20 protein-coding genes and 2 riboswitches are annotated in these 19,769 nt (G+C 40.2%); of the genes, 16 read left to right on the plus strand and 4 right to left on the minus strand.

What is annotated here, in order from left to right; genetic code table 11:
- Nucleotides 1-151: 151 nt before the first annotated feature.
- Nucleotides 152-535, plus strand: a complete 384-nt coding sequence (locus SCI76_RS22630; RefSeq protein ID WP_154973942.1) for a FixH family protein — start codon at nt 152-154, stop codon at nt 533-535.
- Between the two features lie 64 nt (nt 536-599).
- On the opposite strand, the gene SCI76_RS22635 is transcribed toward SCI76_RS22630, so the two are convergent.
- Nucleotides 600-980 carry a VOC family protein gene (locus tag SCI76_RS22635; RefSeq protein WP_394553981.1) on the minus strand — a complete coding sequence of 127 codons (381 nt, stop codon included), beginning with the start codon at nt 978-980 and terminating at the stop codon, nt 600-602.
- A gap of 331 nt (nt 981-1,311) precedes the next feature.
- Here SCI76_RS22635 and SCI76_RS22640 point away from each other — a divergent pair, with 331 nt between their 5' ends.
- Complete coding sequence (locus SCI76_RS22640; RefSeq protein WP_165574840.1) at nt 1,312-1,479, plus strand: hypothetical protein; 168 nt, start codon at nt 1,312-1,314, stop codon at nt 1,477-1,479.
- 232 nt (nt 1,480-1,711) lie between these two features.
- On the opposite strand, the gene SCI76_RS22645 is transcribed toward SCI76_RS22640, so the two are convergent.
- Complete coding sequence (locus SCI76_RS22645) at nt 1,712-2,641, minus strand: DUF3298 and DUF4163 domain-containing protein (protein ID WP_043981075.1); 930 nt, start codon at nt 2,639-2,641, stop codon at nt 1,712-1,714.
- 424 nt (nt 2,642-3,065) lie between these two features.
- Here SCI76_RS22645 and SCI76_RS22650 point away from each other — a divergent pair, with 424 nt between their 5' ends.
- From SCI76_RS22650 to SCI76_RS22665, 4 genes are all read left to right on the plus strand, one after another.
- Nucleotides 3,066-3,323, plus strand: a complete 258-nt coding sequence (locus SCI76_RS22650; RefSeq protein ID WP_108674805.1) for a FeoA family protein — start codon at nt 3,066-3,068, stop codon at nt 3,321-3,323.
- Nucleotides 3,316-4,047: a FeoB small GTPase domain-containing protein gene (locus SCI76_RS22655; RefSeq protein WP_034267073.1), complete on the plus strand. Its 732-nt coding sequence runs from the start codon at nt 3,316-3,318 to the stop codon at nt 4,045-4,047. Before SCI76_RS22650 ends, SCI76_RS22655 begins: the two co-directional genes overlap by 8 nt.
- A 13-nt stretch (nt 4,048-4,060) precedes the next feature.
- Entirely contained in the window at nt 4,061-5,428 is a 1,368-nt protein-coding gene (locus SCI76_RS22660; RefSeq protein ID WP_375166606.1) for a nucleoside recognition domain-containing protein, read from the plus strand.
- A gap of 196 nt (nt 5,429-5,624) precedes the next feature.
- Nucleotides 5,625-6,002, plus strand: a complete 378-nt coding sequence (locus SCI76_RS22665) for a hypothetical protein (RefSeq protein WP_154991898.1) — start codon at nt 5,625-5,627, stop codon at nt 6,000-6,002.
- 45 nt (nt 6,003-6,047) lie between these two features.
- Here SCI76_RS22665 and SCI76_RS22670 read toward each other — a convergent pair whose 3' ends face one another.
- Complete coding sequence (locus tag SCI76_RS22670; RefSeq protein WP_394553974.1) at nt 6,048-6,428, minus strand: FixH family protein; 381 nt, start codon at nt 6,426-6,428, stop codon at nt 6,048-6,050.
- A gap of 230 nt (nt 6,429-6,658) precedes the next feature.
- Between SCI76_RS22670 and SCI76_RS22675 the strand changes: the two genes are divergently transcribed.
- Nucleotides 6,659-7,642, plus strand: coding sequence for an HD domain-containing protein (locus SCI76_RS22675; RefSeq protein WP_407544406.1), 984 nt, complete (start codon nt 6,659-6,661; stop codon nt 7,640-7,642).
- An 88-nt stretch (nt 7,643-7,730) separates the two neighbouring features.
- Here the strand turns inward: SCI76_RS22675 and SCI76_RS22680 are convergent, their stop codons facing one another.
- Nucleotides 7,731-8,837: a GntR family transcriptional regulator gene (locus tag SCI76_RS22680; protein ID WP_098627653.1), complete on the minus strand. Its 1,107-nt coding sequence runs from the start codon at nt 8,835-8,837 to the stop codon at nt 7,731-7,733.
- Nucleotides 8,838-9,175: 338 nt separating this feature from the next.
- On the opposite strand from SCI76_RS22680, the gene SCI76_RS22685 reads away from it, so the two are divergent.
- The 9 genes from SCI76_RS22685 to metE all read left to right on the plus strand — a co-directional run bounded on the left by SCI76_RS22685 (nt 9,176) and on the right by metE (nt 19,634).
- Entirely contained in the window at nt 9,176-10,807 is a 1,632-nt protein-coding gene (locus SCI76_RS22685) for a xylulokinase (protein WP_407544408.1), read from the plus strand.
- Entirely contained in the window at nt 10,801-11,499 is a 699-nt protein-coding gene (locus tag SCI76_RS22690) for an L-ribulose-5-phosphate 4-epimerase (RefSeq protein ID WP_098999159.1), read from the plus strand. Before SCI76_RS22685 ends, SCI76_RS22690 begins: the two co-directional genes overlap by 7 nt.
- 29 nt (nt 11,500-11,528) lie before the next feature.
- A complete protein-coding gene (gene araA / locus SCI76_RS22695; RefSeq protein WP_407544410.1) occupies nt 11,529-12,953 on the plus strand; it encodes an L-arabinose isomerase in 1,425 nt (474 codons plus the stop codon).
- 145 nt (nt 12,954-13,098) lie between these two features.
- Nucleotides 13,099-14,478, plus strand: a complete 1,380-nt coding sequence (locus SCI76_RS22700) for a sugar porter family MFS transporter (RefSeq protein ID WP_407544412.1) — start codon at nt 13,099-13,101, stop codon at nt 14,476-14,478.
- 143 nt (nt 14,479-14,621) lie between these two features.
- Entirely contained in the window at nt 14,622-14,870 is a 249-nt protein-coding gene (locus SCI76_RS22705) for a hypothetical protein (RefSeq protein ID WP_407544414.1), read from the plus strand.
- Nucleotides 14,871-15,016: 146 nt separating this feature from the next.
- Nucleotides 15,017-15,892 carry a metallophosphoesterase gene (locus SCI76_RS22710; protein ID WP_223546690.1) on the plus strand — a complete coding sequence of 292 codons (876 nt, stop codon included), beginning with the start codon at nt 15,017-15,019 and terminating at the stop codon, nt 15,890-15,892.
- A gap of 157 nt (nt 15,893-16,049) precedes the next feature.
- On the plus strand, nt 16,050-16,220 hold the full coding sequence (locus SCI76_RS22715; RefSeq protein WP_407544416.1) for a hypothetical protein: 171 nt from the start codon (nt 16,050-16,052) through the stop codon (nt 16,218-16,220).
- A gap of 258 nt (nt 16,221-16,478) precedes the next feature.
- Entirely contained in the window at nt 16,479-16,730 is a 252-nt protein-coding gene (locus SCI76_RS22720) for a hypothetical protein (RefSeq protein WP_028414722.1), read from the plus strand.
- An 80-nt stretch (nt 16,731-16,810) separates the two neighbouring features.
- Nucleotides 16,811-16,921, plus strand: a riboswitch (SAM riboswitch).
- A 79-nt stretch (nt 16,922-17,000) separates the two neighbouring features.
- A riboswitch (cobalamin riboswitch) is annotated at nt 17,001-17,190 on the plus strand.
- 149 nt (nt 17,191-17,339) lie between these two features.
- Nucleotides 17,340-19,634 carry a 5-methyltetrahydropteroyltriglutamate--homocysteine S-methyltransferase gene (metE, locus tag SCI76_RS22725; protein ID WP_407544418.1) on the plus strand — a complete coding sequence of 765 codons (2,295 nt, stop codon included), beginning with the start codon at nt 17,340-17,342 and terminating at the stop codon, nt 19,632-19,634.
- Nucleotides 19,635-19,769: the final 135 nt, after the last annotated feature.

A 19,769-nucleotide genomic window follows, 5' to 3' on the forward strand; every position in this document is an offset into this window, starting at 1 on the left:
ACGATTAGAGAAATGAAAAGATGTAAAAGCTACTGTAGAAATAAGAACTTTATGTGGACAATAAGCAATTTTTCTCTTTTTACCGGATAAATGAGTATAATATGAAATTGCAGGAAGACGTCACATTTACATAACAAAGGAGAACAACATAATGAAAAAACTCACCATCGTATTATTTGTTTTAATGATAGCTATAGTAGGATGTTCAAAAGGAAATGATTCACGTTCAAAAGAAGTAAAAGGAACGATTGAAGTACCGGAATCCATTCAAGCAAATGAACAAGTCAAGCTTAAAGTCCTTGTGACACAAGGAGATAAAAAAGTAGAAAACGCGGACGACGTACAGTTCCAAGTTGAAAAAGAAGGCTACATCAATCAAGAAATGACAAAAGCACCGCACGAAGGAAAAGGCGTCTACAGCACGGACTATACGTTTAAAGAAGACGGCGAATATATGATTACCGCTCATGTTACGGTAGATGGTGACATGAAAATGTTTACGAAAAAAGTAGAGGTAGGCAAGTCTAAAGAGTAGTACCTTATATAGCCATTTAAAAAGAGAATGCCTTGTGCATTCTCTTTTTTTTCATAAGAACACTTTAATCTACGTAGTTCGACACCTCAATCAAATTGTAATCAGGATCTCTTATGTAGACAGAAACGATCGGACCTAAAGCACCTGTTCGTTTGACCGGTCCTTCTTCAATTTCTACATTATGTTTTTGTAAATGATGGATTATGCTTTCGATCTTTTCTTCTGTAATAAAACATAAATCAGCGGAACCTGGAAGAGGGTGATTTGCTTTAGGCTCAAATTCATGGCCCGCTTGATGTAAGTTTATTTTTTGTTCGCCAAACCGAAGCGCTATTCTTCCTTCTCCGAACGTTTCTTTTTGCATGCCTAAGATAACCGTATAAAAGTGAATGGTTCTTTCAACGTCTTTTACCGTTAGTACAAAATGGTCTAGTTTCTTAATCATTTCGTTTCCTCCTAACAATGTACACTTTCTTCCTCTGAGGGTAGGGTAAGTACTGGGTGAGATCTGAGAGGTTTTTCTATAAATAAGTATATCATTTGTAAAGTGGAGAATAGCCAGAGACAGCTTTATGTTCATTTTTAGTTCAAATGAGCGTTTTATAAATAGCTTATTTTCTAAAATGCTGCGGTTTTTACATCACACATTAAAAAATTATGGAATTTTATGTTAATATTAAGTAGAGAGTAACATTTATTTTCGCAACTCGGTCGGGAAAGTTTGTTGATTAAATATGTTAAAAAATTTAAATACATATAAGGATGGAGATGCTCGTATGTCTATGGGGATACTTTCTTTAATCACTTTTGTTATCTGGTTTGCAGCCATTCAAGAGTTTTTAAAACCTGAAAAGAATCAGAGTAACCGAAAAATAATGATGTTAACATCCGCAGGCTCCTTGCTGACGTTAGTTCTGACCATTTCACTTTTTCAAACCCTATAAAAATACCTCGAAAAGCAGTTTTCCTCGGCTATCAGCAGCGTAATGTAGGCAGCCCTGAGTTCTTCCATGGCTGTATAATTTGATTTTCTGCAATATCCGAAAAAATGATGGTAAAAGGGAAGGGGATTAGGAATAACCTTTCTTTTTTGCTCTGCTTATTTTGCAGAAAAAAAGAAAAAGAAGCTTATGAACTGATGATTCGTAAGCTTCTTTTTTGTTTTATACGATTATCTTACTTATAAACGCTGGACGGGATTTTAAACGTATGAATGCCGTTAGAATAAGGGCCGTACTCATACTCACCAAATATAATGGCAATGCCGCTACTTGTGTAGTAAAACTGATCTTCTTTTAAGTTTACAGACTTAAATTCATTAACCCAGAACTGAGCACCTTTTTTATTGCGAGCAATCATTTCATTGCGAATATAGTTATTAACTTTATTCAACTTAGTGTTGTTGTTAATAATATCTTTTAAGCTAATTTGTCGAGCTTTCAACAAATCGTAATTATAAGTATCAATCCAAGCGTTGCCGTGAGCGCCGCCAGCGTACGCATCATTCGTAATAGCAACACTTAAAATATTATCTTGGTTGTAAGGTACAGAGTATGTCATATTACGAGAATAAGGACCTGGTGCCCAGCCGTTTTTACGGTCTTCCTTTTCCTGTTCTTTTAGCTCGTTGTGTTCTTTTTGTGCTTCTTTCGCAATGTTTAAAAATTTTCGATTATAGCTAGCTTCAAATGGTTTATTGATAAGGCCGGACACCTGCGGATAGCTAATGTTGCTTGCTAAAGATTTCTTCGTAACCGTTACTCCTAATGCTTGAATTTTGTCACTAGGTGCTTTTTCATACTTAATACTTGATGACTTCTGAGCATAGGTACCCTTTGATACCCCATACAGACCACCAAATTTGCTGGACTCAGAATACACGCGGAATACTTGCCCTTTTGTCACTTTTCTAGCCGCTACTAACTTGTTGTTTTTAATGTTGTAAAGATTCGTGTTCTTTAAAACGGTAACGCGTCCTATTTGCCCTTTAACCAGTTCCTGATTCCCCCACACGACTTTTGCTTCTGCAACTGTTTGCGGAGCAAGCGGTGAGAATAACAAAGCCAAACCTAAAACAACTGCGCTAACTCTTTTGAACTTTTTCATAAAAGCCCCCTAAAGTGATTTTGTAGGTTTTAAAACTAATACATACTTTATTTTCCAAAAAAGCTCATTCACCAGTATAGCACAACTTTACATTTTTTTACTTTTAATAATTCCTTTTTACGTAATTATTTTTCGACTTACTTTTATTAGAAAAAATAGACCAGCACTTACCACTTTATGCCTTCAGTAAAAAGAAGAAAAAAGTCAGTTATTTACCCTGGACTAAAAAAGTTTCCTGTGGTAAACTTTCGGTATTATTATAAGTGAAAACTAAAATTTTTAAATAATTGATGCAGACAGGTTCACTTTTCTGCTTAAGCAGAATAGCCTATTACAAATCAACGAGTATATTTTTTTACCTTAAAAGTTGGTCTAATGAAAAAAATATAACCTTGTATAAAAAACAAGAAGGGGTGAAAAATAGATGGCTAGTGTAAAAAATTCTCCGCTGTCTACATTTACGACAGGTGAAACGGTGCAGCTAGAGCGAATTGAAATCGAAGGTGCCTTAAAGCGCCGCTTGTTAGATTTAGGGTTTATTCCAGGAGCCATCATCAAAGTGCTTCAAAAAAGCCCGTTAGGTGATCCTGTTGCTTATCAAGTCAGTCATACAACGATTGGTCTCAGAAAAGAAGAAAGTTCAAAAATTTATGTGAAAAAAGTAGGTGACGACGTTGAGTGAGTATCGCATTGCATTAGCAGGAAATCCGAACACAGGAAAAAGCACGTTATTTAACGGATTAACCGGTCTTAAGCAGCACACGGGAAACTGGACGGGAAAAACCGTGGCCAAAGCAGAAGGGACGTTTGAACATCACGAGCAGCTCTACACAATCGTCGATCTGCCTGGAACGTATTCACTTTATTCAAACTCGGCGGACGAAGAAGTAGCGCGCGATTATATTTTATTTGAAAGACCTGACGTGACGGTTGTGGTGGTCGATGCAACTGCGATGGAACGAAATCTTAATCTAGCCCTGCAGGTAATGGAAATGACGGAAAACGTCGTGATTTGTGTGAACTTAATGGATGAAGCAAAGAAAAAAGGAATTGTGATTAACGAAAAAAAGCTGGCTGAATCGCTAGGCGTACCGGTTGTGCCTATATCAGCTCGCAATAAAAAAGGAATTACGAATTTACTGGATGCGATTGAAGGAGTCGTACGCGGGGAAGTAAAGCTTACTCCTTATCAGGTGCAGTACACAAAAGAAATTGAAGCTTCGCTAAAGGAGCTAGAACCTCAAGTTGCTTCTATTGTGGGAAATCAATTTCCTCTCCGCTGGATTGCTTTACGAGTTCTTGATGGAGATACGTCGTTTTTAGAAACGATTCAGCAGCATCAGCAGCAAGATATCAGCCACACAGAAAGGAGGAACAGCGCATATGGGAAATCCGTTAACTCCTGAAAACTCATTAGCGATGGAACAGCTAACGCGCTATGCGCAGCAGGCAAAAGAAAAAGATCATCGTTCAAATATGGTGGCAAGCATTTATCAGTCGTCACAGCAAATATGTAAAAAAGCCGTTGTATACGAAGACCGCTCAAAGCTTCAGCGCACGGAGAAATTGGATAAAGTCTTCACTTCGCCAATTTGGGGCTTTCCGATTATGCTTGGTATTTTATCGGTGATCTTTTATATCACCATAGCCGGAGCAAACGTTCCTTCCGGATTAATTGCACAAGGTTTTGGCTGGGCGGAAGGATATTTAACTGCTTTCTTTCAAGCGATGCATGCACCAGAATGGCTGCACGGAATTCTTGTATTAGGACTGTTTCGCGGTACGGGATGGGTCATTAGCGTGATGCTGCCTCCGATGGCCATCTTTTTCCCGGTGTTTGCCCTTTTAGAAAACTACGGCTACTTGCCTCGCGTCGCGTTTAATATGGATCGTTTGTTCAAACGAGCAGGTGCACACGGCAAGCAGTCCCTGACGATGGCAATGGGGTTTGGATGTAACGCCGCAGCGATTATGTCAACGCGTATTATTGAATCGCCGCGTGAACGTATGATGGCGATTTTAACGAATAACTTTGTTCCATGTAACGGCAGATGGCCTACGCTGATTTTATTAGCTTCTTTATTTATGGCAACAGGCTTTACAGGGAGTGCTAAAACTTTCGTAACAGCGCTTGTTGTAGTGGGAACGGTGTTATTTGGAATTGTTGTGACGCTGTTTGTATCATGGGCCCTGTCTAAAACGGCGCTGCGCGGAGTACCAACACACTATACGCTAGAGCTCCCGCCTTACCGAAAGCCAAAATTTGTAGATACAATTGTGCGCGCGACGCTGGATAAATCGCTGTTTGTGTTAAAACGCGCGATTATTGTTGCAGCACCCGCAGCGGTGTTAACGTGGGTATTGGCTAATATCTATATTGGCGATACGAGTATTTTAATGCACTTCGTTCAGTTTCTTGATCCGTTTGCCAAGACGCTAGGGTTAGACGGGTATATACTAGCTGCTTTTATTATTGGCTTGCCGGCTAATGAAATTGTTGTACCAGTTTTACTAATGGCGTATTTATCAACAGGATCATTAATTGAAATTGAAGATGCAACAAGACTCAAACAAATTTTCCTTGATCACCACTGGACGTGGCTAACGGCTCTTAACATGATGCTGTTTTCGCTTCTGCATTTTCCGTGCGGAACAACGCTTGTGAACATTTATAAAGAAACCAAAAATGTTAAGTGGACGTTTCTTGCTTTTGCGATTCCAACGGCGATTGCGATTGGTGTTACGTTTGCGGTTGCTCAAGTCGTAAAAATGTTTAACCTTATTTAAATATGAAATAAATGTGCAGGGCTTTGCGAAAAGTCCTGTATTTTTTATGAGTAGTCAATGAGATAAAGAGTATGATAGGGTGAACTTGATTGCTATTTGTTAGGTTAAATGGTAATTTGTATGATATAGATTTGCTTAATGCACAAAAGAGATTAATAGAAAAAAGCGCCAATGAAATGCTAAAAGGAGGCTGACGGTGGGGATATTTTTTAATAAAATAGATTCAAACAAGAGGAGTAAGTATCAAACAAGGCTGTATTCTTGCTTCACTGTTCTCATCATAATCAATGTGATTAACAGCTGGTTTCTCGAGTGGCTGTGGCTTTATATCACCACAAGTAGCGTTCTTGTTATACTAGTCGTATTCCTGCTCAAAACACCTAAACGTGATTTAGAGAAAGAGTGGAAGCAGCTAGAAATAGAGAAAGACGAGGCTTTTGAAAACAGAGTCAATTTGATGATGATGAATGGCCGAAGTGACGTTCAGGCTATTAAATACATACGAAAAGAAAAAAATCTTGGTCTGCTTCATGCGAAGCAGTATCTTGACCGTATTAAAGAATCAAAGAAATAATAAAAGCGACCTTTGACAAGCAGAGGTCGCTTTTTGATAGGCTATTTATTCTTTCTCGCCAACCGTCACTTTTTTCGTAAACATTTTCATGTCGCCTTTTATCGTCACATGAGCGGTAATCGTATATTCGCCGTCGTCTTTAAACGTATAGTCGGTGCTGTATGCGCCGTTATCCTGATGTTTTGCATCGATCATTTCTTGATTAATATAGCCTTCTTTTTCGACTTGGATTTGTACGGCATCTGCATTTTCTATCTTTTTGTCTCCTTGTGTAACGAGCACGTTAATAGCTGTTTTTTCATTTGCTTTAATGGTTTGAGGGACTTCAATTGTTCCTTTAACTTCCTGTGATTTTTGCTCGTTTCCTTTTGAACAGCCGACTACGGCAATGACTAAAATGAGCAGCAGCATACTAAGCTTTTTCATAAATATCTCCTTTTTATCTTACTTTCTACTAGTAAATAAATTTCTCCATAAAACTTTATCACTTAAGTTATAAAATAAAATCATCCCAATGAGTGATTTTTTATGAGTGTGACGGCAAGAAAATTGAACATTTTGTTACAAAAAATAGGTTACTATCACAATGCGGCTTTACAGCATTGTGTCTTGACCTTAGGATTAAACATAATAAGCTAGGAAAGGGAGAGAAGGATATGCTTACACTTTATGATGAACTGTACGGCAATTTTGAAGCAGAAGGCGTTCTTTTAGAACTGATTCAAAGTGACCCCGTACAGCGTTTAAAAGGAATTTACCAAGGCGGAGCGAGCCGGTTCGTAAATGAAAAATGGAATACTACTCGATATGATCATTCCATTGGTGCGATGATGCTTGTACATAGGCTAGGAGGCTCTTTGGAAGAGCAAATAGCGGCTTTATTACATGACGTTTCACATACGGCATTTTCTCATGTAATTGACTATGTTTTGGAACAAAAAGAAGAAAATTATCATGAAATGATTTACGAACAAATTGTGACCGGGTCGTCTATTCCTTCTATTTTAACGAGCGCCGGTTTAAACTGGCGAGATATCTTACTTGATGAAAGCGAGTGGACGCTGCTTGAACAGAACGCTCCGCGCTTATGCGCTGACCGCGTGGATTATACACTGAGGGATTTGTACGTATGCGGCGAGATTACTTTACAAGAAGTGCATGCGTTTTTGGATCAGCTTGTCGGATTTAATGGACAAATGGCGTGCAGTAATTTATCAGCGGCAGAGTGGTTTGTGGATGCTTACTACAAAGAAGTCATTGGCTTTTTTATGAATCCGCTCAATATGTTTGGGAATTATCAGCTGACGGAAATTATCAAGCTTGCTTTGCAGAAAGATATAGTGTCTATGGAAGATTTTTTAAAGCAGGATGACGATGTGATTAGGTTGCTGAAAAACGCTGGAGATAGCAGCATTGAAGGGATGTTATCTGCTCTTTTTGACAGCAAAGTAGAAACAGGAACTGCGTCTTGTTATGATGTTTACCAAACGACAAAAATGCGCTGGGTTGATCCTCTTGTTATTGGTTCAGATGGGGCGGCTCCTGTATCTCAGCTATCACTTACCGCTAAAAGAGCAATAGAGCAAGCGAAACAAAGGATAGAAAAAGGAGTATATATCATCGTTCAGGCTCCGTTATAAAATGAATCGTTACATAAAGAAGGGGATGCAATAATGTGCATCCCCTTATCTTATAAGAAGTTTTATAGACCTCTAAAGAAGCCTTCTCTTAACGAACTTCATCACGCTTTGCAGTTAGTTCTTTAATCGTTTCGCCTTCAACTAACACAGGCTGATAGTAAGTTTCGTTTGGTAACTCTTTTTTGCCCTGCAGCTTTTTAATGATCCAATCCGCCGCATCGCGTCCCATTTGTTCCTGCGGATGGGTTAACGTTGTTAAATTAATCGTCGCATTTTTAGCGATGTACGAATTGTCTTGACCAATAATTGACAACTTGTCCGGAATGGAAATGCCAAGCTGTCTGCATACATTTACGACTTCTAACCCTACTTCATCGTTATAGCAGACAAGAGCGGTCATTTCGTCTTGATTTTCAGTAAGAAACTCTTTTAAATTAGCGTACAAATCGAGCTTTGTTTCGGTGTTAAAAGACAAAATATGCTCAGGCTGAAAGCGGAGTTTTGCATCACCGAGCGCTTTTATGTAGCCTTTCATTCGGTATTTTCCTTGCAAGTCATCCATTTTGGCAATGAGTCCAATTTGTGTATGTCCTTTTGAAATTAATTCATTTGTGGCAAGGTAGCTTGACTGAACGTCATCTAAACAAAAAAACGGAACCTCTAATTCTTCGTAGTAGGCGTTAATCATCGTAAATGGAACGTCTTGTTCTTTGAATGATAAATAATACGAGATGTTTGGATTGTACAAATTACTTTTTGTAGGCTCAACAATTAAGCCGTCTACTCCGTAGGAAAGCATCATTTCCAGCGCTTTTTTTTCTTGTTCCACATCATTATTCGTGCTAGCCAGCAGCAGCGAATAATTATCTTTATTTAATCTGCTTTCAATTCCACGAATGATCGAAGGGAAAATATAGTCGGAAATATACGTGGTAATAACGCCGATCGTTTTGTTGGCAGAAGCCCCGCTCGCTTTGGATTGATACTGATTGCTTACATAGGTGCCAGACCCTTTTTCGCTTCTTAAAAATCCTTCATTCGACAGCTCTAAAATCGCTTTTCGAACCGTATGTCTGCTGACACCATACGTTTCTTGCATGACCGATTCAGTCGGGATTTGCTCGCCAATGCTGTAATCGCCTGAAAGAATTTTGCTTTTTATATCCTCAATAATCACCTGATATTTTGGTTTCATGTTTTCACTTCTTTCGTAGTTGTATACATTCAACTTTTTTTATGTGAAAAATTTGTATGGACATATTTTATCATGAACGTGAATAAATGAAAAGATTTCCGTAATTTTTAATCAAAAGGAAAATGATTTAAGGGTTGAATACCGATTTTTTAAAAGTTTAAGAAGAGAATAGTAGGGTGTTTTGAGTATTTGTGTGCATATATAATTTTATTATTGACAAATGTACGTACAAATAAATATACTTAAGTTGTTAACAAATTCAAACAGCGTTACACAAAACGGAAAGCGCTTCCTTGCTGCTATAGGTATCTTTATAGCTATCAGAAAGGAGATTAAACGTGAAAACAACTCAAGAAACCATAAAACAAGCAATTGCTAAAGGAAAAACGTCCCTTGGAATTGAACTTGGATCTACTCGTATTAAAGCGGTGCTGATTGACGAAAATTTTGAAACGATCGCATCAGGCAGTTATGAATGGGAAAATCTCTTGGAAGACGGTTTTTGGACGTACAACTTACTTGATATTATTACAGGTTTGCAAAGTGCTTACCGTGAAATGAAGCAAGAAGTGGAACGAAGCTACGGAATCACCATTCGAACAGTTGGCTCTATCGGTGTTTCAGCTATGATGCACGGATATATGGCGTTTGATAAAACGGGTGAGCTGCTTGTTCCGTTTCGAACGTGGCGTAATGCAACAACAAGCGAAGCAGCAAAAGAATTAACTGAACATTTTAACTTTAATATTCCTGAACGATGGAGCATTGCGCATCTGTATCAGGCCATTATCAATCAAGAAAAACACCTGCCGCGCATCCATTACATAACAACGCTAGCCGGCTATATTCAATGGCTGCTGACAGGCAGTAAGGCGCTTGGCATTGGAGATGCTTCAGGGATGTTTCCGATTGATGAACGCACAAAAAATTACAGCGAAGCGATGATGAAGCAGTTTGATGAGCTTATTTCTTACAAAGGATATCCGTGGCAACTAACAGATATTCTGCCTGCAGTTCATACTTCAGGCGAGCAAGCAGGCATATTAACAGCGATAGGAGCTAGCATTTTAGATCAATCAAAAAATTTGCAGCCGGGCATTCCGTTTTGTCCTCCAGAAGGAGATGCAGGAACGGGAATGGTGGCGACAAACAGCGTAAGAAAACGCACGGGAAATGTTTCAGTAGGCACGTCCGTTTTTGCGATGATTGTACTAGATAAAAAGCTTTCAAAAGTCTATCCGGAAATTGATTTGGTTACCACGCCAAACGGCAGTCCAGTTGCCATGGTTCATGCGAATAACTGCTCAAGCGACTTAAACGCTTGGCTCGGATTGTTTCGTGAATTTTCGGAGGCGATGGGGCAAAAAGTAGAGTCGGATAAATTATTCCAAGTGATGTTAAATAAAGCGTTAGATGCTGATCCTGATGGAGGGGGCTTGCTTAGCTACGGCTATTTCTCAGGTGAAAATATTACCGGAGTAGAAAGTGGACGTCCGCTATTTGTCCGTTCAGCAAAAAGCAAGTTTAATCTAGCAAACTTTATGCGTACACATCTTTTTACAGCTTTTGGCGCTTTAAAAATAGGAATGGATCTTTTAGTCAAAGAAGAAAACGTAAAGATTCACAGTATTTTAGCGCACGGAGGATTATTTAAAACGCCGGTAGTGGGTCAAAAAATGATGGCAGCGGCAATTAATACCCCGGTTTCCGTCATGGACACAGCGGGAGAAGGCGGCGCGTGGGGCATGGCTATTCTTTCTTCTTACATGCTCAATAAAAGTGAGAATGAAAGTTTAGAAGATTTCTTGGATGATAAAGTCTTTAAAGAAGTGACCGCACAGGAAATCTACCCTGACGAGCTCGATGTAAAAGGGTTTGAAGCATTTATTAAAAGATATAAAAAAGGGCTAGTGATTGAAAAAACAGCTGCCGAGCATCACAGCGAAGAACGGGAGGAGTTACTGTGCTAGATAAATTAAAAGAAGAAGTATTTCAAGCAAACCTCGATTTGCCAAAACACGGACTGGTCAAGTACACGTGGGGAAATGTAAGTGCAGTTGATCGAGACAGCGGTTTGTTTGTGATTAAACCAAGCGGGGTGACGTATGAAAAAATGACGGCACAAGACATGGTCGTCGTCGATTTAGATGGCCGCGTGGTAGAAGGTGAGCTTAACCCGTCGTCTGATACGCTGACACATGCTGTACTATATAAACACTATCCCGAAATTGGCGGTATTGCTCATACGCATTCAACGTGGGCGACCATTTGGGCTCAAGCAGGGCTTGATGTGCAGGCAATGGGAACGACTCATGCCGATACCTTTTATGGTTCCGTACCGTGCGCGCGCTTTTTGACAGAAAAAGAAGTGAATGACGGATATGAAGTGGAAACGGGCAAGGTAATCATTGAAACGTTTGAAAAGCGCGGTTTAGATGTGCTAGCGGTTCCTGGTATTTTACTTCAAGGACACGGGCCGTTTACGTGGGGAAAAGATGCCAAAACGGCGGTAATGAACAGCGTCGTATTAGACGAAGTATCCAAGATGAACTTCTTTACACAAAAATTAAACGGGCTGGCTGAAGAGCTGCCGCAGCGTATATTAGACAAACATTATTTACGAAAACACGGACAAAATGCGTATTACGGGCAAGGGAATTAAAAGACTTACATACAGAAAAGGGGATTATCATGTTAAAAACGACTCAAAAAGAATTTTGGTTTATTGTTGGTTCACAGCATCTTTACGGAAAAGAAGCGCTAGCAGAAGTAAAAGCACACGCGCAAAGTATGACTGATGCTTTAAATGAAAGCGGTATCTTACCTTATCCGCTTGTGCTGCAAGATTTAGCTGTGAGTGCTGATACGATTACAAGCATGATGAAAGAAGTGAATTACCGAGATGAAGTTGCCGGGGTGATCACATGGATGCATACGTTCTCGCCTGCAAAAATGTGGATTCGCGGTACCAAGTTACTGCAAAAACCGCTGCTTCATTTGGCAACACAATTTAACGAAAGCATTCCTTGGGAAACAATTGATATGGATTTTATGAACTTGAATCAGTCCGCTCACGGTGATCGTGAATACGGCTTTATCAACGCGCGTTTGAACAAGAAAAATAAAATCGTAGTAGGCTACTGGGAGCGCCCCGAAGTACAGCAGCAAATTGCACAGTGGATGGACGTAGCCGCTGCTTATAACGAAAGCTTCAACATTAAAGTTGCGCGTTTCGGTGACAATATGCGCAACGTGGGAGTGACAGAAGGAGATAAAATCGAAGCGCAAATTCAATTTGGATGGACGGTTGACTACTTTGGAATCGGTGACCTTGTTCAATATGTCAATGCCGTTACGGAAGAAGAAATCAATAATTTATTTGCTGAATATGCCGACGCGTATGAATTTGTTTACGGGGATTATTCTGCAGAAGACTGGGAATCTAGCGTAAAAGTACAGGCAAGCTATGAAATTGCGATTAAACGTTTTCTAGACGAAGGCGGCTACAGCGCTTTTACGACTAACTTTGAAGATCTATACGGCATGAAACAGCTTCCTGGTCTAGCGGTACAGCGCCTGATGGCACAGGGATACGGCTTTGCTGGTGAAGGAGACTGGAAAACAGCGGCGCTTGACCGCCTGCTTAAAGTGATGAGCCATAATCAGTCAACGGGCTTTATGGAAGACTACACGTATGAATTGGCTCCCGGACGTGAGTCAGTGCTTCAATCACACATGCTTGAAGTAGACCCGACGCTAGCAGTAAACAAGCCAAAACTAATCGTTTCTCCGCTAGGTATCGGTAACCGCGAAGATCCGGCCCGCTTAGTGTTTGACGGTAAACAAGGAGAAGGCGTAGTCGTTTCTATGGCTGACTTCGGCACGCATTACAAGCTGTTAATTAACGAAGTATCGGCATTTGAGCCGGAAGTTCCAGCTCCACATCTTCCTGTGGCACGCGTGCTTTGGAACATTAAGCCGAACTTCCAAGACGGCGTTAAGGCGTGGATTGAAAACGGAGGAGGCCATCATACAGTTCTTTCATTAAATTTAACGACGGATCAAATTGTGAGCTATGCAAAGCTTGTGAATTTAGAGTACGTCATTATTAAGTAAGCATCATTACTTCCAAGGGAGCGCTGCTTCCTTGGAAGTGAAAATATAGCGTCAGTAAAAGAACGCCGTTTTTAGAAATAAATGAAAGCGTTTTAAATAAGTGTGGCAGGAAGAAAAACTAAGACAATACAAAGGGGATATAATCATGAGTAAAGTATCAAGTAAGTTTATCTTCTTCTTCGGCTCATTTGCCGGTATTTTATTCGGTTATGATATTGGGATTATTGCTGGTGCAGAAGGTCATATCCGTGAAGCGTTTCATTTAAGTCCGCTCTGGCTGGGGATTGTGGTTTCATCGCTAATGGGCGGAGCCATTATCGGTTCTATTTTAAGCGGATTATTAGGTGATAAGTATGGACGAAGAAAGTTAATTTTAATTTCCTCTATCATTTTTCTGTTAGGCTCCATCGGTTCAGCGATTGCACCAGAGGAAATTACGTTAACGATTGCGCGCATCTTTTTAGGTACAGCAGTGGGAACGGCTTCTTCTTTAGTTCCTGCCTATATGTCAGAAATCGCACCCGCTCATATTCGCGGGAAGCTTTCAGGTTTAAATCAGCTAATGATTGTAATTGGATTATTATTAAGCTATATCGTAGCCTTTATTTTTGAGCCGGTTCCAAACAGCTGGCGATTAATGCTTGGCAGCGCCGGTATTTTTGCGATCGTTTTATGCATCGGGATGATCAAGCTTCCGGAGTCACCTCGCTACTTAATTAAAAACGGAATGGCAGATAAAGCGCGTGAAGTGCTGCGCACGCTTCGTTCCTCAGCAGCGGAAGTCGAAGCTGAAGTATCTGAAATTCAAAGCGTAGCTGTGCATGAACAATCAGGCATTAAACAGCTGTTTCATAAAAAGTTTCGTTTAGCATTAATTATCGGTGTCGGAATGGCAACTTTTCAGCAAATTCAAGGCTCAAACTCGATTGTTTATTATGCAACAAGCATTGCCCGTCAAGTTGGTTTAGCGCCGCAGGTAGCTGCTGGTTTTACGGTTATTGTTGGGGTAATCTTCGTTGTGACAACACTTATTTTTCTGCAGTTTGTTGATAAATTTAATCGCCGTACTATTCTTACGGTTGGCGGAGCGGGAATGGCTCTTTCCTTTTTTACCCCGGCTATTCTTGGAGCAGTAGGCGTTAATGAATCCGTCGTGAACTGGGTTACGTTAATTGCACTTTGCTGCTTTATCCTGTGCTATGCGTTTTCTTGGGCGCCGCTTACGTGGATCATTGTAGGAGAAATTTTCCCGCTTTCTGTACGCGGAATCGGTGCTGGTATTTCATCTGCCTTTAACTGGACAGGATCGCTTGCAGTAGGGCTTGTGTTTCCTATTTTAGCCGATCAGTTTAGCTTAGGTGTGATCTTTTCAACGTTTGGGATCATTTGTATTCTCGGATTATTCTTCATACGCTTTGTAGTTGTCGAAACTAAAGGGCGCAGCCTAGAGCAAATTGAAACAGACATGGCAGCTCGTTCTGAAAGAAATTCGTTAAGTCCAGTTGAGCGTAATAAATATGTTTAATTGTCGTAAATGTTTCAAATGTAAGGTGCTGAGATAAAAATATGTTAGCTGAAGTGAAAAACGAACCACTAATCAAAGTGTTTGATTAGTGGTTCGTTTTTTATGGTGAACGCAGGTTTCAGCTGTTTCATTTCTTCTAGCAGTTGATTGGAGAGCAAGGCGAAGACTCCTGCGGGAAAAGCGGAACAGATGAGACCCCGCAGTCGCACAAGCGACGAGGAGGCTCATCGGCCGCCCGCGGAAAGCGAAGCCTTGCACGGAGATCAACTGCGGGGCAACAAGCGGTTCAGCTCATGTCGGCCTTTGCTCGTCTTTGGATTATGCTCCAGCTCTTATTAATAGATACTGAGATTCTAGCTTTTATGTTGTCCTATCCGTGCTTAACAAAATGAAAGAATAGGTAGGCTATGGAAACTCATTTAAATGTGCGTTCTTCTTACAAGAAGATAGTGACCTTCATCAGCAAATTTCCATATAAATAAGTAAGCTTGTTTACTTTTAACCAATTTTATTTAGTAATAGGAGGATTAACTAGTTGATGAATTTGACGCTTCATGAACGTTCTGAAAAGTTATTAAAGCAAAGAATTAAACAATTAAATCCGAGAGATCCATTCAACTTTGTTTTTATGGGCGACAGCAGAGGTGACGGACCAAACGATAATTGTTACACGATGAGCGGTGAATTTGAGCTTGTGTTAAAAAAGGCGGTGGAATTGAATCCGCTGTTTATTATTCATGGGGGAGACACCGTGTATACAGGAGAAAAGAGGTATTTGGAGCACTTTGTTAAGGTTGTCGAAAAAATAGCACCAAACATTCCCGTGTTTGTATGCGTAGGGAATCATGATGAATTAAACCTTGAAGAAAGCAACCTCGAAAACTTCAGAGCCACTATCGGAAAAGTGCACTGGGTCATTGATATTCCTGTCTTTAACTTCCGGTGCATCGCATTAAATAATATCATCAGTCCCAAGAATAAAATATATGGATTTACAGATAGAGAGCTGAATTATTTAGAGCAGCAGCTAGAGGATGCTCCTCGTAATACCGTTGTAGCCATGCATGCGCAGCCAAATATTGGCCGGTGGTCAGACCTGGGAGGTTTTCCTGTAACGACTCCTCAAAGTCAAGAATTTTTTGATTTAATTCAAGAACATCGCGTGAAAAAAGTGTTAGTCAGCCACGTGCATGCGTATGACGAGCAGTTTATTAGAAAAAACAGAAACGGGTCGTTTACGCTTGGAAGAGGTACTGATTTTGTATTATCAGGAGGCGCGGGTGCTCCCCTTGACTTTGAACCGCCTTTAATTTTAAATAATTATAATTTTACGGAGTTTTTTGTTAGCCGGTACGACATTTTAGGACCTCTTCTTTGGAAGGATTTTGGACGACCTCGAAGAAGTTGTTTGTAAAAACAAGAAAGTAGAAAGCAAGGTTCAAAAAAAAGAGGCTGGGAAAAAAGGGTTTTAGGCGAAATGAAAAATGAACCATTGATCAAGATGCTTGATTAGTGGTTCATTTTTTTATTAGGGTAAACGTAGATTTCATGTGTATAGGTCTTTCTAGCAGGTGATTGGAGCACAAGACGAAGACTCCTGCGGGAAAAGCGGAACAGGTGAGACCCCACAGGAGCTTATGCGACGAGGAGGCTCAGCGACCGCCCGCGGAAAGCGAAGTCTTGTACGGAAATCAACTGCGGTGTCACAAGCGATTCAGCTCATGAATCCCATTTGCCTTTAGATTGGATTCACTTCGTTATGTCTCAACCTCTTTTGGAAAACCGTACGAAACCTTGTAGCAGAAGGCTAAGCCAAGCGTTATAATAGATAGTGAATGATGATATATTCTCTATATTTGTCATATATTTGTATTACATATGTAATTGAAGAAAAACATTCACTTGATATACTGTTTAATGACTTAACTTTATCTTAACATTCACAGTGAAATGCGTGTTTATAGAGGCTTAAAACATACACAGCAAATGGAGGAGCTATCATGGCAAACGAAAAGATGCAAGAAGGACTCAATCGTTTTATTAAGGAAGATTTAAATGACCTTTTAGGTAGACTGTTCCCCCTAATGGACCGAGAATGTGCGGAAGAAAAGAGAATGCTTATCGAAACGGCGGTAGAGTACATTTATTCTTCAGGGTATCATCAAGGAGCAAAAGACTTGATCGAAACACATCGAAAAGATGATTACAAATTATTAAGGCAAAAATTAGCGTCAACGCCTCCTGAAAACTAATTTTTTTGAAATTTCTTTTGACAACATAAATGTAAGGTGTTAAGATGACTCTACATTCAAAATATTATAAACAATTAAAACTCTTATTGAGAGAGGCGGAGGGACTGGCCCTGTGAAGCCCGGCAACCATTTAACAATCTTGTTAAAAAGGTGCTACATCCTGCAAAGCGTACAGCTTTGAAAAATAAGAGAGGATTTCATAGATACTATGCCTCTCTATTCATAATAGAGAGGCTTTTTATTTTATGTAAAGGTGTTTTGAATGAACAATTTCATAGAAATGCATCAGGTGCTGTGTAACGAATGTACGCAGCTTAAAAGGGAAGACCGGTGAAAAGCCGGCGCGGTCCCGCCACTGTAATGGGGAGCAACTTATTAACCACTGTTTCATGTTGAAATGGGAAGGGATAGGAAGCGATGAACCTAAGTCAGGAGACCTGCCTGTTGTATGCACTTAAGCTCTACGGGATATAGAGAGGAGTGAGGAATACGTGTTGAGAAAAACAGGCTATCTCAACTTTAGTTAAGTATGCGTATCATCTCTCTTTTCATTTCGAAAAGGGAGATTTTTTAGTTTAGCGATAAAAAAATATACAGGGAGTGGAAAAAATGAGCAGTGTAAAAAGTTCAAATGTAGGTTATCCAAGAATTGGTGAAAAACGAGAATGGAAAAAAGCGCTTGAGCAGTTTTGGGCAGGAAAGCTAGAGAAAGATATCTTTCTTCAGGAAATTGAAGCTCTTCGTCTAGGACATCTGAAAAAACAGCGTGACGCAGGAATTGAATTAATTCCAGTCGGCGATTTTAGCTTATACGATCACGTGTTAGATACAGCGGCTATGTTTGGTTTGGTGCCAAAGCGCTTTGAATATAGCGGAGGCCCGGTATCGCTTGAAACGTATTTTGACATCGCGCGAGGAACAAAAGGTGCGGTAGCTTCTACGATGACAAAATGGTTTAACACAAATTATCACTACATCGTACCCGAGCTTGAGGAATGTACGCCGGCACTTGTAGAAAATCGCCCGCTTCAATTTTACAAAGAAGCAAAACAAAAGCTGAATATCAAAGGCAAACCCGTTATTTTAGGTCCAGTAACATTTGTGAAGCTGTCAAAAGGATATAAAAAAAGTGAGTTTAAAAAAGTAGTTGAACAATTTGTTCCTCTTTATGCGACTATTTTAGCTGAGCTTCAGGCAGAAGGAGTAGAGTGGGTACAAATAGATGAGCCGGTTTTAGCTACAACGCTATCAAAAGAAGACCTGGCACTGTATAAAGAAGTCTATGAAGCTTTGAAAAAAGCGGCACCGAATGTAAAAGTCATTTTGCAAACGTATTTTGACAGCGTTGATTACTACAAAGAAGTTGTGTCTCTTCCTGTTCACGGAATTGGATTGGATTTTGTACATGACCGAGGAGAAAATCTCACGGCGCTTAATAAATATGGGTTTCCGACTGATAAAGTGCTGGCAGCAGGAGTGATTGACGGACGAAACATTTGGCGTGAAAACTTGGACGAACAGCTTTTAACAATCAGTGAAATTGAAGAAGCTGTATCAAAAGACCGTTTGATTCTGCAGCCTTCATCAAGTTTATTACATGTTCCTGTCACGGTGAAAAGCGAAAAAACCATTGAGCCAATTCTAAAAAACGCGCTGTCTTTTGCAGATGAAAAGCTAAAGGAAATCACGCTTTTAACAAAAGCGGTGCAGCAAGGAAAAGAAGCAATAGAAAAAGAAATAAGTGTAAGCAAAAAAGCGATTCAAGCATTAAATGGATCATCTTTTCGAAATCATCAAGACGTGCAAAAAGAGCTGAAGCAGCTGGACAGCTATAAAGCAGAGCGCCAAGCGCCGTTTGACGTACGTCAACGCGTTCAGCAAGAAGCATTTCAACTGCCGCTTCTTCCAACGACAACAATTGGAAGCTTTCCGCAAACAAAAGAAGTGCGAAAAGAGCGTCTGAAGTGGCGTAAAGGAGAGTTAAGCGACAAAGCGTATGAAGCGTACATTAACGCTGAAATCAAAAAATGGATTGAAATTCAAGAAAACATCGGCTTAGATGTCCTTGTGCACGGAGAGTTTGAGCGCACGGACATGGTTGAATACTTCGGTGAAAAATTAGGAGGTTTTCAATTTACAAAGTTTGGCTGGGTGCAATCATACGGTTCTCGCTGCGTGAAGCCGCCGCTTATTTACGGAGATGTCTCGTACGAGCAGGCGATGACGATCAAAGAAACGGTCTACGCACAGTCTCTAACCAATAAGCCTGTTAAAGGAATGCTGACGGGGCCAATTACAATTTTAAACTGGTCATTTGTGCGTGATGATATCCCGCGCTACGACGTGGCAAATCAAATTGCGCTTGCTCTTAGAAAAGAAGTGGAAGCACTTGAAAGTCAGGGCATCTCAATGATTCAAGTAGATGAACCGGCGCTGCGTGAAGGACTGCCGTTAAAACGAGAAAACTGGGAAAGCTACTTGAACGCCGCGGTGTATGCGTTCAAATTAGCCACGGTATCGGTGCAAAACGAGACGCAAATTCACACGCATATGTGCTATTCAGAGTTCGAAGAGATTATTGATGCGATCAAAGCGCTTGATGCCGACGTCATTTCCATTGAAACGTCCAAAAGCCACGGTGAATTAATTTATGCGTTTGAAAAACATACGTATAACCAGGGAATTGGACTTGGCGTATATGATATCCACAGTCCGCGCGTACCGAAGCTTGAAGAGCTGACACGAAACATTGACCGCGCTCTAAAAGTGCTTGATCCTGCATTGTTTTGGATTAATCCCGACTGCGGTCTTAAAACAAGAGGAATCAGCGAGACGGTGGAAGCTTTAAAAGTGATGGTTGAGTCTGCAAAACAAACAAGAAAAAATTTATTACAAAACGCTTAATAACAAGAAAGTCAAGACCAAGCAGTGTAAACGCTACACTGCTTGGTCTTATGGGTTTTTTAAAGGCCAAAAATATCCATTGACACTTCCCGTAGATTTTTGTATCTTTTTAAAGGTGTTTTTAAAATCAGGGAG

Source organism: Priestia sp. HNGD-A6 (assembly GCF_045784335.1).
Taxonomy (GTDB): Bacteria; Bacillota; Bacilli; order Bacillales; family Bacillaceae_H; genus Priestia; species Priestia zanthoxyli.